This window comes from Enterococcus sp. AZ071, assembly GCF_050499065.1.
Lineage (GTDB): Bacteria > Bacillota > Bacilli > Lactobacillales > Enterococcaceae > Enterococcus_A > Enterococcus_A ferrettii.
Map to the genome: position 1 here is coordinate 448,400 of NZ_JBIPAS010000001.1, position 13,312 is coordinate 461,711.

Genomic DNA, 13,312 nt, shown 5'->3' on the forward strand with positions numbered 1-13,312 from the left:
TAAAAGGATGAGATAACGATGGGTAAAAAAAATAGTGTAGGGTTTGTTGCTTTGCTGTTTGCTTTGATAGGAGCTATCATTTTGCCAACAAATGTTTATGCAGAAGAAAGCCCTAATAAAGGTGTGGGTTACAGTGTACAAAAGGTGAGCCCGGGAAACGAGGTAGACAGCACCAGCTCATTTTATGATTTGTCTGTAGCACCAGGCGAAGAACGAACAATTGAAGCAAAATTAGTAAACCCCACTAACGAGCCCATCGTTGTCGTTTCCAAAATATTTACAGCCTCTACCAATAGTAATGGAGAAATTAACTATACGATGCAACCGGTGGAGCTTGATCGTAGTTTAAAGCACTCTGTTTCGGAATTGGTTGAAGTAGCCGCTTCAGATACTAAAACTGAAATTGCTCCCCAATCGGAAAAGCTGGTGCGTGCTACTATCAATATTCCGCAAGACGTAGAATCAGGTGTCTTGCTAGGTTCATGGTATTTTGAAAAGGAAGGTCAAAGCACTGACAGTGACGAAAAAGGCATTGTCATCAATAATAAATATAGTTATGCCATGGCCATTAAAATGACTGTTCAACAAGAAATTGAAGAACCCAATATGAATTTACTGACTGTTACTACCGGATTAAACAATTATCGCAAAGTAATTAATGCCAACTTGCAAAATGATCGTCCAGCTATTGTAGGAAGTTTATCCGTTACAGCAAAGATCACTGAAAAAGAAAAATTCGATGTGTTGTATGAAAATCAGTCTGACGGAATGATTATGGCACCTAACTCAAATTTTGCTTATCCCGTTTTTCTCAACGAGCAACCGTTAAAACCAGGTAACTATACGATGCGATTAACTGCCACAAGTGATGACCCTAAATGGACCAGTCAAAGGTGGGAGTGGAACGAAGATTTTACAATAACTGCAAATGATGCTCAGAAATTAAATGAAGAAGCTCTCAATGACCCTGAGCAGCCAACCAACTGGTTGTTATATGTCATCCTTGCTTTAGCAATTCTAATTCTGATTTTACTGGTTCTATTAATTCGTAAACGAAAACATACTGCTTAGAAAATTGTTCGTTTTAAAAGGAAGGTCAAGCAATGAAAACAGTAAAAATTTTAATATTTTGTCTCTTTGCTTGCTTTTTTTCTGTAAGTGTTTCTCAGACACATGCTGCAGAAACGCAAGGAGCTATTCGATTGGAAGGTTGGGCTGATCTTGAACCACCACAGCCTAATCAACCAGTGGGACCGCAAGGTGAATCTAGTTTAAAGGAACAAAAAACAGAGTATAACAGAACAACACAAACACAAAATCAAAAAAGTGATAAAACTGCCTCTTTTTATCCACAAACAAATTTTGCTCGGAATCATTGGCATTGGGGAGGACTATTACTTTTACTTAGTCTATTACTACTGGAAAAAGAAAAGAGGAGGAAAAAAATTGAAACATAAAAGTGCACTTTTTTTTACTTTTATCCTGCTCTTACCTGCTTTTCTTTTTTTGCCTTTAAAAGGAATAGGCGAGACTATAGATACATTAACTATTACGTTAGCAGGAAAAGCAGATTCCTGGGTAGTTGATGAATTTTCTTTAGTAGTCACTGATCAAGCAGTCGAAGCATTGCCCAAAGAGAGCAGTTATCGCATGGTGGTGCCTGAAGGTATTATATATCAAGGAGCTTCATCAGAACTAGAAGTAGTTCAGCAAGATCAGGAAATTGTATTCACTGGTTTAAATAAAGAAAATATTTCAGGCGAGTTGCAGTTTCGTTTGCATCCTAAAATAGATGAAGGAACGACTTTTGATTTACAAATGGAAAAAAGTGGTGAGCTGCCGTTATTTTCACATCCATTAACTATTAGAAAACAGACACAAGATGCTTTAGTTGATGAGGAACCAGTAATAAGTGAAGATGAAAAAGTAGTGAATGAACTCGAAATGAGTCCGCTGAAAGAACGAAAAGCACCTGTACCATTTGAAGCTGTTAATGAAGAAGTAGAAACAGATCAAGTTAATGCTTTAGACGAATACTTTGCTACGTATCAATACCCAAGCCCTTCTAGTAAATCAGAGTTGTCAAACTTCCAAACTGGCGAAAAAGATCTAAGAAATTATTCCCGTGAACAAATTAAACTAATTTACAATAAAGAAGACTTTCAAGCTGCCTGGGACAACCCTAATATCGTTGTCTTTAATATAATGAATGATTTTGTGGTCGATTTTAGTACTAGTAACAATCATAATCCTCTGCAAAATTCTAATAATGGAAATAGAGAAGTTGTGATTGAAGGGAATGGGCATACCATTGATTTTCGAGGAACATCATTTAGGCTTGGTGGAGGAACTTGGCATATGGCAGTCCAGAATTTAACTGCTTACTCGAGAAATTATTATGGTCCATTAACTGCCCGAACTGCTGGAAATGGATCAACTCAAGTTTTTCATAACTATTCTAACATCGGTAGTCAAATGCTTTACGCAGTTAGTACGGATGTGAAATTTTCAGGAGACGTAGTCAACGATATAGTAACTTCTTACGTCTCACCTGTTGATAATGAAAAACACACGACGAACTACAGTGGGCAAGCAAATTTACAAATAAAAAATTTCGAAATGTTAAATGGTTCTACTTTTTTGGGAAGTACTCAAAATTCAGGAAATATAGCAGTTTCGAATGGTGGGAATGTTGTTATTGGCGAACATGCGGATGTTATTTTAGAGGCAAAACATGAATCTAGTACGGTAGCAGGTGAGGCAAGTGGCTACGGTATTGATTTAAATGGGACTTTTCATATGAAGAAACATTCGACTGTTAATTATTCTTATCGTTACCACTCAGATAGAAGTGAACGAGATCAATACGGTATTTTAAACATGTCAAGTAATAATGAGTTTATTATGGACGAAGAAAGTAAAATGAGCGTTTACAAAGACAGTCATTCTGGTTTGAGAGATATTATCAGCATTGGAAATTCCAGTACCTTTAACCTAGGAGAACGAGCAGAAATTAATTTCGATATTAAAAATATCCAAGGAACAAATTCCGTAATTTCTACAGGGAATTATAGTCTTTTTGATTTGAAGCCGCAATCTAAGGTAAATATGAATTTGCAGGGTAATGCAGCAGCAAAAGCAATAAGTGCTGGTGATCAAAGTCAGTTTTTGATTGGTGCGGCGGCAGAATTAACCATTCAGGCTGATGGCTTAACCGGAACAATGGTTGACTTAGACAGAGGTAGTTCATCAAATCCAGTAACTTTTGAGGTTAAGGAAGAAGACCCAAACCGTGGTCTAGAAGGTGGGGTCGTTGACATTGTCTCAACAAATCGTGGTTCAGCTGCTACTAACATTTTTAGTACTGGAAATTATGCTAAATTTAAGGTGGGGCGCTTAGGGACATTCAATCTTAGAGCTGACGGTGTTGGTAGTCGAGCACATTACTTATTAAACTTTGGTACAAACTCAGAATTTATATTTAGTGATGCAAAAAGTGTAGATCTGGAATTCTTATCTATTCCAGCAAATAATCGAGCATTAATTAATATGGGTGGCAATAATGGTGTATTCGAGGTGGACGTGCAACGGGTTAAAGCCTGGGAACGAGGTAAACAAGGAGAACCGAGTTATGATTGGTTTCCAATGTTTGATATGCAAATTCCTTATCGAACGAATAATGTGGATCGAAGTAACCTTCAAGGTCGTTCGGTTAACTCGGCAATTCGTCAGGAATTTTTAGAAAATTTTGATACGGGACAGACTACAGGATTTCAACGTTTATTATTCGAATTTATTCCTGATGTAGATGCAGTAATTTCTAATCAGCCGGTTGATAATCCTAGTGATGAAAATTCAAAAGTTATTAAAGGGCAAACTAATCCAAATGCATTTGTTCGGATGAGCGAAACAATTGTTTCAAACGGCCAGATAAGCTTTCCTGCTGATAAGAATTTAGTAGAGAGCCCAGTGGAGGTGGAAGCAGGAGAAACGTTGGATGAGATGACTCTTCCATATACGGTTCAGGCAGATGAAACTGGGAATTTTGAATTCACTATTTCCGAAGAATCCCCCACTTTTACTGCTGGAAATATTATCCATGCGTATGCTTTTAAGGACGGAAAATCTGACACCAATCAGGTAACAGTATTGGATACTACCGCTCCAGAAGGTGAAGCAGTAAAAGTTCATGCTGTGGTGGGAGATGAACTGCCAGGAGTTGAACACTTTACTGCAAATCGAAGTGATTTGAATCCCGGTACGGCCATCCATAGCGAATTTGTTGAACTAATTGCTCAACTACAGCAATATATGCACCAATTTGGAGAATATGACATATCTGTCTTGTTAAGAGACGATGCGGGGAATCAACTAGTGGTTGAGAGTCAGTTGATCGTTCATGATGTTGGTCATTTGTTAATGGGGAATGACGTAAAGCTTTCTTATTTTGAGATTGAAGAACTTAATCACAATGACTTCGAGCAATTAGTGAAAGACTCTATTCAAGCTATTAGTTATCGTCTGCAAGATTTTGAACAGATCTTATTAACAGAGCATATCAAGTATGACTTCTCAGAATTGGAAAATAGGCCAGGAATCTATACAGTAGTCTTAACGGTTGCTCCTGAACACGCTCAGATTGAATCAGGATTGTCACAGGAGGTTGAGATTCGTATTGACGCCAGTCGACCTCCGGAGGTTGTTAATCCTGATGATCCACAACCAGGCTCTCGACCAGAGAATGGACAAGAAAATGAAGGAACTGCAAAAACTGGGGAATTACGGATAGACTATATTCCTAATGACTTTCGATTTGGTAGTGTACCGCTACAATTTGACACCAAAACCTACCAGGCGTTACCCGCACTTTCCACTACAGGAAACCTATTAGATAAACAGTGGGTACAGGTTTCGGATGCACGTCTTGAAGAAAGTGGTTGGCAACTAAAGGTTCAGCAAATCAAGCCATTTCGCTCGACGAACGGCCATGAAATTAAAGGAGCAGAATTAATTATTCCAAGAGGTATTGCTAGAAATAGTAAAATGTCGCCTGAAATTGCTGAAAAAACAATGTTTGCCAAAGAAATTGTTCTCTCCGGTGAAACCCAGGGACAAACAATTTTTGGTGCATATAATATGACCGAATCAGGTAAAGAAATTTCTACTTTGCAGTGGAAAGCAGAAGACGTGAGTTTAACTATTCCTAAAGGCCAAGTAAAAACGGAGGAACCCTATCAAACTGAAATTGAATGGGCTTTGGTAAGTGAACCTGCACAATAAAATAAAACTTGATGCTACCCAAGACATGCATCGAGTTTTTATATGCATGTATAACTGTTGTTGGGGAGATTAAAGTTGTAATAAGTTATCATCTGTTTTTAAAAAATCTCAAAATTGTAATTTCTTCTTTTCTCATTTATCCTTGTTTTAGGAGGTGAAGAAAATGAATATCCATCATCTACTTGATCGATCATCTGACTTGCAGATACGAATTATTCGTCAGCTTTATCGTAATGGAGGAATTGGAACAAAAGAAGAATTGATGCAAGAGTTTAAAATTTCTTTACCAACCTTGCATAAATATTTAGATGAAATTAATGCCTCACTTGAAGCGCAGGACGGAAAAATAAGGATTATTTTTGATGGACCAGAGTTATTTATAAAGCTTGCTCCTGAATTCACCCTTCATGAATTAATGATTGATCGATTGAGGGATTCGATTAAATATCAATTGCTAGTAGAACATTTAAATGGGTTTAAGAAAGAAATTACTTATTTTACTCAGAAATTCCAAATCAGCCGGGCTTCCTTTTTTAGAAAAATCAAAGAGTTAAATGAAGCATTAAAAGAGTTTAAATTAACTTTGGAAAATGGAGAAATACAAGGAGATGAACTTCAAATTCGCTATTTTTATTTCCAATTATTGTGGTACACAGAATCCCGTGTAATCTCTGAGATTGATCTTTCCATGCGTGAAATAGTTATTGAACACTTAGAGTCTACTTTTAAAAAGAAATTTTCAGAAGATATTCGACAGAAAATTGCTTTATATCTGGAAATTTTTGGCAAAAGGCGCAAAAAGCAAGAGCAGTTTCAACTCCATCTTACTAGAGCAGAAGAGGCAACTATTTCAGCGGATGTTTTAAAATTAGTAAAAGCGTCCTTGTCAATTTATTCAGAACGTTATGCGATTACGATAGAAACATTCGAGTTAAAAAGTTTTTACTTTTTTTTATGCAACATCAATATTTTTTCTGCGACTGATGATGTCAGCTACCATATCTATGAAAAGAATTTCCAAGAGCAGACACCAGTTATTAAAATGAATGACATTATTTTTGACTATTTAAATGAACATGATTTTTTTTATCAAAAGAAAAATCCGGGATTATGGTTAGAGATTACCATGTTTCTTTTTCGTATTCATTTTAATGTATTTAAGTTTTCTGGGTGGTTTGAGGAATACTATGAACATGCTGCTAGTGCTGGAGAAGGAATTCCTGAAATGGATTTTTATCAACCGCATGCTGAAGAAATGGTTCGACGAGTTCAAAAATTCGCAAAAAAATATCGCAAAATACTAATTCCTGAATACGTTTTATTTGGGGTCTATATGGACATATTATTGCTTATCTCCCGTAGAAACGTTAGGGAAGTCAATGTGGGTCTATCCTTTTCTTTCAATCGCATAAGCAATCGAGCAAATCAATTACTCCTCGTTGAAGCGTTAACTAGTAATTATCCAGTCGAATTTGAAGATTACATTCCTGGAAAATACTATCATCTGGTCATCAGTGACCATAGAATGGAACAAGATTGTAAGGTGGAAAGGTACTACACGATTTCTGAGATAGGTAGTGAGTACGATATCAACGCTATAAAAGAAATTCTAAATGAATTAGCAAATGGGACAGGGGAATATACGCTATGATTGTAATTATTGGAGGCTCCTTTGCTGGGGTACAGGCTGCTCTAGAGATCCGGAAATTGGATAAACAGCAAGAGATTACTATTTATGAAAAAGAAAAGTATTTAGGTTATGTTCCAAATGGTTTGAACCAATTGTTAAAAGGGCAAATAGATTCATTGAAGGAAGCCATTCTATACGATGAAGAAACCTTAAAGTTGCAGCAAATAGATGTCCATTTAGAAAGTGAATGTTTACGGATCAACCCTATATCAAAACAAGTTATTATTCAGCAACATGAATATACTAAGACGATTGCTTATGATCACTTAGTTATTGCGATTGGCTCTATTCAACGTCCGTTAGCAGTTGAGCAAGGAGCAAATCTTGTCTATCAAACCAAAACACTTAAGGACGCACAACATACATTAGAGAAGCTGCAAGAAGATATTCTTTCAGTTGCTATTCTAGGAGGCGGAATTATAGGTATTGAATTGGCTTCCGCACTTCGACAGTATAAACCAGAGCTTCAAATTACTATTTTAGAAGAATTTGATCACTTATTAGAATTGGCAGTTGATGAAGTGATCACAGAAGCTATTGTTAACAAGATGAGTAAGAATAATATTAAGTTCTACACAGGGATAGATGTTGAAGCCATCCAAGGGAACACGGGGGCTGCTTGCATGTGTACGAACCAAGGGATTTTTGAGTATGACATGATCATCAAGGCACCTAATCTTGAACCTAATCATAAAATCCTTGAGGAAACGATTGCTCTCGACATTGATGGCAGTAGTTTAGTAAACGAACGCTTTCAGGCTGGAAATTCAATTTATGTACTAGGTGATCTTCTCCGCTTACCTTTAATGCCAATAAGTGAGAAATTTTATATGCCGTTGATTAATAACTCAGTTCGAACGGCTATGGTTGCAGCTCATGACATCAGTGGAAAAAGCATCTTGAAATTCGAAAGTACAAAAACAAATGTTTTTACAGCCTTTGGTCTGACGATTGTTCGTAGTGGCGCTCAAACACGTAACGAACGGTTTATTACGTATAGTATTAACAAGTCTAGTGGTGTTTACTCATTGCACAATGAAGGCTCTGCGAAGATTTATACTGTCATTTTTGTTCATGAAGACACTAATGAAATTTTAGGTATACAAGCGGCTTCAGAAGCAGATATCAGTTCGTTTGCTAATCTTTTTTCAGTAATCGTTCGTGGTAAAATGACAGTTGAAGAACTAGCTACTCATGACTTTTTCTTTCACGCGGCCTACGCTTCACAGGTCACGCATTTTTTAAATGAGATTGCTTTAGATCATCTGACTAAATAGAAAAGCGCTAGTACCAAAAATTGTACTAGCGTTTTTTCATATTTAATAATTTGCCATTATGAATGTAACTAGCGAACTCGGTATAATCATCATCAAAAAGATTAGCGTTATTAGGACTAACCTGAGTCATTTCCTTAGGATAATAAAAACGCGCATCCCCCTGACCTTGACCTGCTAAGGCAGCCACCAAATGGCTGGCCTGAGATAATTCTACTAATGTACCATCAGACTGCATGATTTCTATTTGTGTACGATGGTGGTCAAGCTCAGGTCGGTAAAAATCGTAAGGTAAGTCATAACTGGAATTAATCGCTGTGTAGTATCTTGCATTAAAACCCACTTTTTCAACGAGTTCGCGCATTTTACTTAACAGTGGATTATCAGGTGTGTCAATAGCTACGGATTTCAAAGGTTTTCTATTTAAAAAGCGCTGGGCTAAATCACTCAAAATGACATCCTTCTCATCACTCCACTGAGCAAAGTAAGTATTCAAAACTCCATCATCAAGTTTCAAATAATCCTCTAGTGTAAAAGATTGATTCAAAAAGGGAAGCAATAATTGCGAATGATAAGCGAAAATCTCAGGAGTATTCTGACTTAATTCATGGGCACGATCCAGCAAATGCTCTAAAATGACTTCCATACCTCGCGAAACGCTATGAAAATAGACCTGTACATACATTTGATAGCGACTGACAATATAATCTTCAACCGCATGCATTCCATTCATTGAAAAAGCAATTCCCCCCTCATAAGGACGAATCACTCGTAGAATACGGGTTAGATCGAAGGTTCCATACTCCGTACCTGTATAATAAGCGTCTCGCAGTAAATAATCCATCCGATCAGCATCAATTTGGCTGGAAATCATTTGAACTACCTGTGGATTACTATAGGTTTTGGTAATGACACTTGCAACTTTCTCTGGGAAACCTTCTTCCACATTATTCAAAATTTGGAAAACTTCCGTTTCTGGGGAAGTAATAATAGCAACAGTCAAGGCTTCGTGATCTGTATGAAAAATGTGTTCAAAGGTGTGAGAATAAGGGCCGTGTCCAATATCATGGAGTAAGGCTGCACATAGAGCAACTATGCGATGAGAGTCATCCCAACCATCCTTGCCTAATTTTTCAATTGGATAATTCCGTTTGAAAATATCGCAAATTCTGCGAGTAATCTCATAGACACCTAACGAATGTGAAAAGCGACTATGTTCAGCTCCGTGAAAAGTATAGGAAGAGGTTCCCAGCTGCTTGATTCGTCGCAGTCTTTGTACTTCACGAGAATTGATTAAGTCTAAAATAACTTGATGCTGAACATGAATGTAATTATGGACAGGATCACGGAAAACTTTTTCCATAGGTAATAATTGATTTTTATAACTCGTCATGAAAATCCTCCTGAATGTTAAGGTTTCTTTGGTGCATATTTTTTAATCGCTGTTGATATTCATCCGTTTGATAAAATGCTGTAAGACGATTGGTTTCATTGTTGAAATCAATACCCTTTAGTAACTGCTGTTTAACTTCGCTGATAGTTAACTCTTCATTAAATACATCGGCAAGAGTGGTCATACTGTAAGGATTAACGGCAGGGTAACCTAAGGTGCCAAATTCATCTAGCCCAGCTTGGTAGAACGATCGAACTAATTCTCCTCGCTGTATTTGATCACCGGAAATACTTAGATACATCATAATTGCAACACCCTCTTTTACCCTGCGCTGTGCAATACCTGCAATCTTTTTGTTTTCTATTGAGAGATCAAATTTTCCAGGACAATAAGAATCGGAAACTTCTCCAGCTATAATCTTGGCAGATTTTCCATAAACGGTACGATTTAACCAATCAAGCATTGTTTGATAGCCGTCATCAATTGACAAAGAGTTGATCGTTTGTTTTGGGAGAATTAAGGAAACATTCAAGACACCTGAATCGCTCACAACACCTAATCCCCCAGAATTTCGTAACAAAGGGTAATAGCCAGCTTCTCGGATGCTCTTTAGCCCCTGGTCGAGATGCGATACTCGACTATCTTTCATTCCTAAGATGAGGGTTTGTGAAAGCTGCCAAAAATGGATAATCGGCTGATTATTCTCACCAGAATAGGTAGTCAGAACATCGGTTAAGGCAAAAGGGCTGAAATGATTCTCGTGGGAAATCATCTGTTGATCGAACATCAGGGCAGTTTTCATCAAATCTTCCTTTCAAACAGTATCTGATACAAGTATAAACAAAAAAGTTCGTTTCGCGTAGTGTAAGCTACCAAAATAAAGCAAGTAGTTGACAAAAAAAATAAAACCGTGAAAAATAGAAGTGAAAGGGGCGAGACTCTGTGAATATTAAAGGCGGATTTCCAGCTAAGATAAAATTGCAAACGAAAGTAACACAGAACAATGAGGTCGAAGAATTTGTCTTTGATTTGTTCGGTCAGGTTGTTCAGATGGGGAGCACATTGTACATACGTTATAAAGAAGTACAGTCTGATGGCAGTGAGGTGCCAGTAACAATGAAGATCACACCCGATTCCCGCATACAATTAATACGTTCAGGCGAGATGCGTTTGCGAATGAAATTTGGGTATCGTGAAAAAATAGAAACTAGTTATAAGACACCCTACGGCATGATCGCAATTACGACTGATACACACAAATTGCACGTCAGTCTAAAAGATCGACCTTTTTCTGGAATTGTAACGATTGATTACTCTCTTTCAATGCATAATGAAAAAGTTGGTGATTACAATTTGATTTTAGAATTTACTACTTAAAATGAAGAAAGGTTTGCTTTTTAGTCAGTGATTTTGTATGATAAGGAGTAGACTTTGAAAGGACGTGTCATACTTGGAACTTAGTGTTTTTGATGGTTTAATTAAAGATGAATTGTCAATGATTGAAGTGGCACACGCAATCCTGGAAGAACGCGGCGAGGTAATGGATTTTTCAGATTTAGTAAATCAAATCCAAACATACCTTGGCAAGTCAGACAGCGAGATTCGTGATGCATTAGCCCAATTTTATACAGATTTGAATATTGATGGAAGCTTCATTTCTCTTGGAGATAATCGTTGGGGATTGCGTTCATGGTACGCTATCGATTCAATCGATGAAGAAGTAAATCACGGATTAGATGAAGAAGACGAAGAAACACCACGTCGTAAGAAACGTAAAAGAGTCAACGCCTTCATTAATGGTGATGAAGATGCAATTGATTACAACGACGACGATCCTGAAGATACTGATTTGATCGATGACGATGAAGAAGATATTGATGATGATGACGACGATGACGATGATGAAATCGCAGCATACAATTCTGATCTACAAGAAATTGGTGCCGATGAAAACACCGACGACGAAGAAGTTGTTCCTGGCGGAATCGAAGATGATCTAAGCGTTATTGATGACGACGATGATGATTTTGATGATGACGACGATGATGAAGAGTAGGCTTAGAGCCTGCTCTTTTTTAGTCGGATTTATAATTTTAGGAATAAAAAAAGAGCTATCCAGCTCTCTCCAAATTAGTATTCAATTATATGCTGCTTGTTAAACAAAAGCATTTTGTCAAAACTTGTAAATTCATGTATACTTAAAACTGCTTAAAAGACGCGCCCTGAGGGAATCGAACCCCCGTCTCAAGAACCGGAATCTTACGTGATATCCACTACACTAAGGGCGCAGCAACGATTATTAGTTTAGCACATTATCTAAAAAAAACAAGGGGAAATTACAATGAAGTTTCAACAAGGTTATTCGCAAGCGCAACAACAGACACAGAAGCTGGCTATGACGCAAAAGCTTCAACAAGCTATTCAAATGCTACAATTCAATACCGAAGAGCTGCGGGACTACGTTGAGACGATTTCTTTAGAAAATCCATTAATTGAGGTAGTAGCACCAAAAATCCGCAGTGATCTGACTATGATGGGTGATCGTTCTGACAAATCTGATTTTATTGGGCAAATTCCTGATCAGTACGAATCACTGTTTGAATATTTAATTAATCAAGTGCATCTTAACTATCGTGATACTTTTTTACGGAGAATTATACTGGTGTTAGTTGAGTATGTAGATATAAACGGCTACTTGAAGGTTGATGAAGAAGAAATTAAGCAAGAAATGGGAGCGACCGATATCCAGTTCTTAGATGCTCTGACACTGCTTCAGCAGTTGGACCCGCCTGGCGTAGGTTCTAGAGACCTAAGAGAATGTTTGATGCTTCAGACCGAACGAGATGATTATGCTCCAGACTTGGCTTACCTACTATTAGAAGAAGCTTTTGAAAAAATCGCAAACCACCGTTTTGAGCAGTTGGGCAAGGAATATAATTTAACGATGGTTCAGGTGCAGGAAATTATCGACTACATCCGGTCTTTGAACCCATTTCCTGGTGCTGGTTTTGGGGAAAGTGTTCCAGACTTTATTATTCCTGATCTTACATTAATACGTAAAGAGGATAAATTGGACGTTCTTTCCAATAAAAGAGGGCAGCTGCGACTAAATTTTAACGAGAATTATTTTACTCGTTTAGAAAAACAAGCTGATTCTGAAACCAAAGACTATTTAAAAGAAAAGCTGCAGCAATATGAATGGTTGAAGCGCACTATTGGCCAGCGTAAGGATACCATTTTAGAAGTAGGCAGACTAATTGTGAAATATCAGAAACCTTTCTTTTTAGAGAAGAAGGGTGCACTTAAACCATTGATGTTGAAGGATATAGCCAAAGAACTGGAAGTACATGAGTCAACTATTAGCAGAGCTGTAAATGGAAAGTACATTGAAACTGATTTCGGTGTATTTGAACTAAGAGGCTTTTTTGTGAATAAAATCAGTGACGAAGATACTTCGGCTGATGAGGTAAAGCAGTTAATCAAACAATTTATTGATGATGAGAACAAAAATAAACCTTTGTCCGACCAAAAAATTGCTGATATGTTAAAAACGAATGGACAGAAAGTGTCCCGAAGAACAGTTGCTAAATACCGAGAAGCACTAGGAATCGCAAGTTCATCTAAACGAAAACGATTTGACTAAGCCAAGAAAAAAATCTTGGCTTTTCCCTTGCT

10 protein-coding genes and 1 tRNA gene are annotated in these 13,312 nt (G+C 37.3%); 8 read left to right on the forward strand and 3 right to left on the reverse strand.

The window, feature by feature from the left end; all coding sequences use genetic code 11:
• The first annotated feature begins 18 nt into the window (after positions 1-18).
• The 5 genes from IGI49_RS02155 to IGI49_RS02175 all read left to right on the forward strand — a co-directional run bounded on the left by IGI49_RS02155 (position 19) and on the right by IGI49_RS02175 (position 8,247).
• Positions 19-1,071 carry a DUF916 and DUF3324 domain-containing protein gene (locus tag IGI49_RS02155; RefSeq protein ID WP_429963171.1) on the forward strand — a complete coding sequence of 351 codons (1,053 nt, stop codon included), beginning with the start codon at positions 19-21 and terminating at the stop codon, positions 1,069-1,071.
• Between the two features lie 32 nt (positions 1,072-1,103).
• The gene (locus tag IGI49_RS02160; RefSeq protein ID WP_429963172.1) at positions 1,104-1,457 is read left to right on the forward strand and encodes a hypothetical protein; all 354 of its coding nucleotides are present in this window, start codon (positions 1,104-1,106) and stop codon (positions 1,455-1,457) included.
• Complete coding sequence (locus IGI49_RS02165; protein WP_429963173.1) at positions 1,447-5,280, forward strand: WxL domain-containing protein; 3,834 nt, start codon at positions 1,447-1,449, stop codon at positions 5,278-5,280. The genes IGI49_RS02160 and IGI49_RS02165 overlap by 11 nt, the downstream gene beginning before the upstream one ends.
• Positions 5,281-5,443: 163 nt before the next feature.
• On the forward strand, positions 5,444-6,931 hold the full coding sequence (locus IGI49_RS02170) for a helix-turn-helix domain-containing protein (protein ID WP_429963174.1): 1,488 nt from the start codon (positions 5,444-5,446) through the stop codon (positions 6,929-6,931).
• A complete protein-coding gene (locus IGI49_RS02175) occupies positions 6,928-8,247 on the forward strand; it encodes an FAD-dependent oxidoreductase (RefSeq protein ID WP_429963175.1) in 1,320 nt (439 codons plus the stop codon). Before IGI49_RS02170 ends, IGI49_RS02175 begins: the two co-directional genes overlap by 4 nt.
• A gap of 25 nt (positions 8,248-8,272) precedes the next feature.
• On the opposite strand, the gene IGI49_RS02180 is transcribed toward IGI49_RS02175, so the two are convergent.
• Together IGI49_RS02180 and IGI49_RS02185 are read right to left on the reverse strand one after the other, a co-directional pair.
• On the reverse strand, positions 8,273-9,637 hold the full coding sequence (locus tag IGI49_RS02180) for an HD domain-containing protein (protein ID WP_429963176.1): 1,365 nt from the start codon (positions 9,635-9,637) through the stop codon (positions 8,273-8,275).
• The gene (locus IGI49_RS02185) at positions 9,624-10,439 is read right to left on the reverse strand and encodes a lipoate--protein ligase family protein (RefSeq protein ID WP_429963177.1); all 816 of its coding nucleotides are present in this window, start codon (positions 10,437-10,439) and stop codon (positions 9,624-9,626) included. The genes IGI49_RS02180 and IGI49_RS02185 overlap by 14 nt, the downstream gene beginning before the upstream one ends.
• Before the next feature lie 140 nt (positions 10,440-10,579).
• Here IGI49_RS02185 and IGI49_RS02190 point away from each other — a divergent pair, with 140 nt between their 5' ends.
• Positions 10,580-11,014, forward strand: coding sequence for a DUF1934 family protein (locus IGI49_RS02190; RefSeq protein ID WP_207703447.1), 435 nt, complete (start codon positions 10,580-10,582; stop codon positions 11,012-11,014).
• Positions 11,015-11,087: 73 nt separating this feature from the next.
• A complete protein-coding gene (gene rpoE / locus IGI49_RS02195) occupies positions 11,088-11,693 on the forward strand; it encodes a DNA-directed RNA polymerase subunit delta (protein ID WP_429963178.1) in 606 nt (201 codons plus the stop codon).
• A 160-nt stretch (positions 11,694-11,853) separates the two neighbouring features.
• Here rpoE and IGI49_RS02200 read toward each other — a convergent pair.
• Positions 11,854-11,925: transfer RNA gene (locus IGI49_RS02200), tRNA-Arg, on the reverse strand.
• 53 nt (positions 11,926-11,978) lie between these two features.
• On the opposite strand from IGI49_RS02200, the gene rpoN reads away from it, so the two are divergent.
• The gene (gene rpoN, locus IGI49_RS02205) at positions 11,979-13,280 is read left to right on the forward strand and encodes an RNA polymerase factor sigma-54 (protein ID WP_207703449.1); all 1,302 of its coding nucleotides are present in this window, start codon (positions 11,979-11,981) and stop codon (positions 13,278-13,280) included.
• Positions 13,281-13,312: the final 32 nt, after the last annotated feature.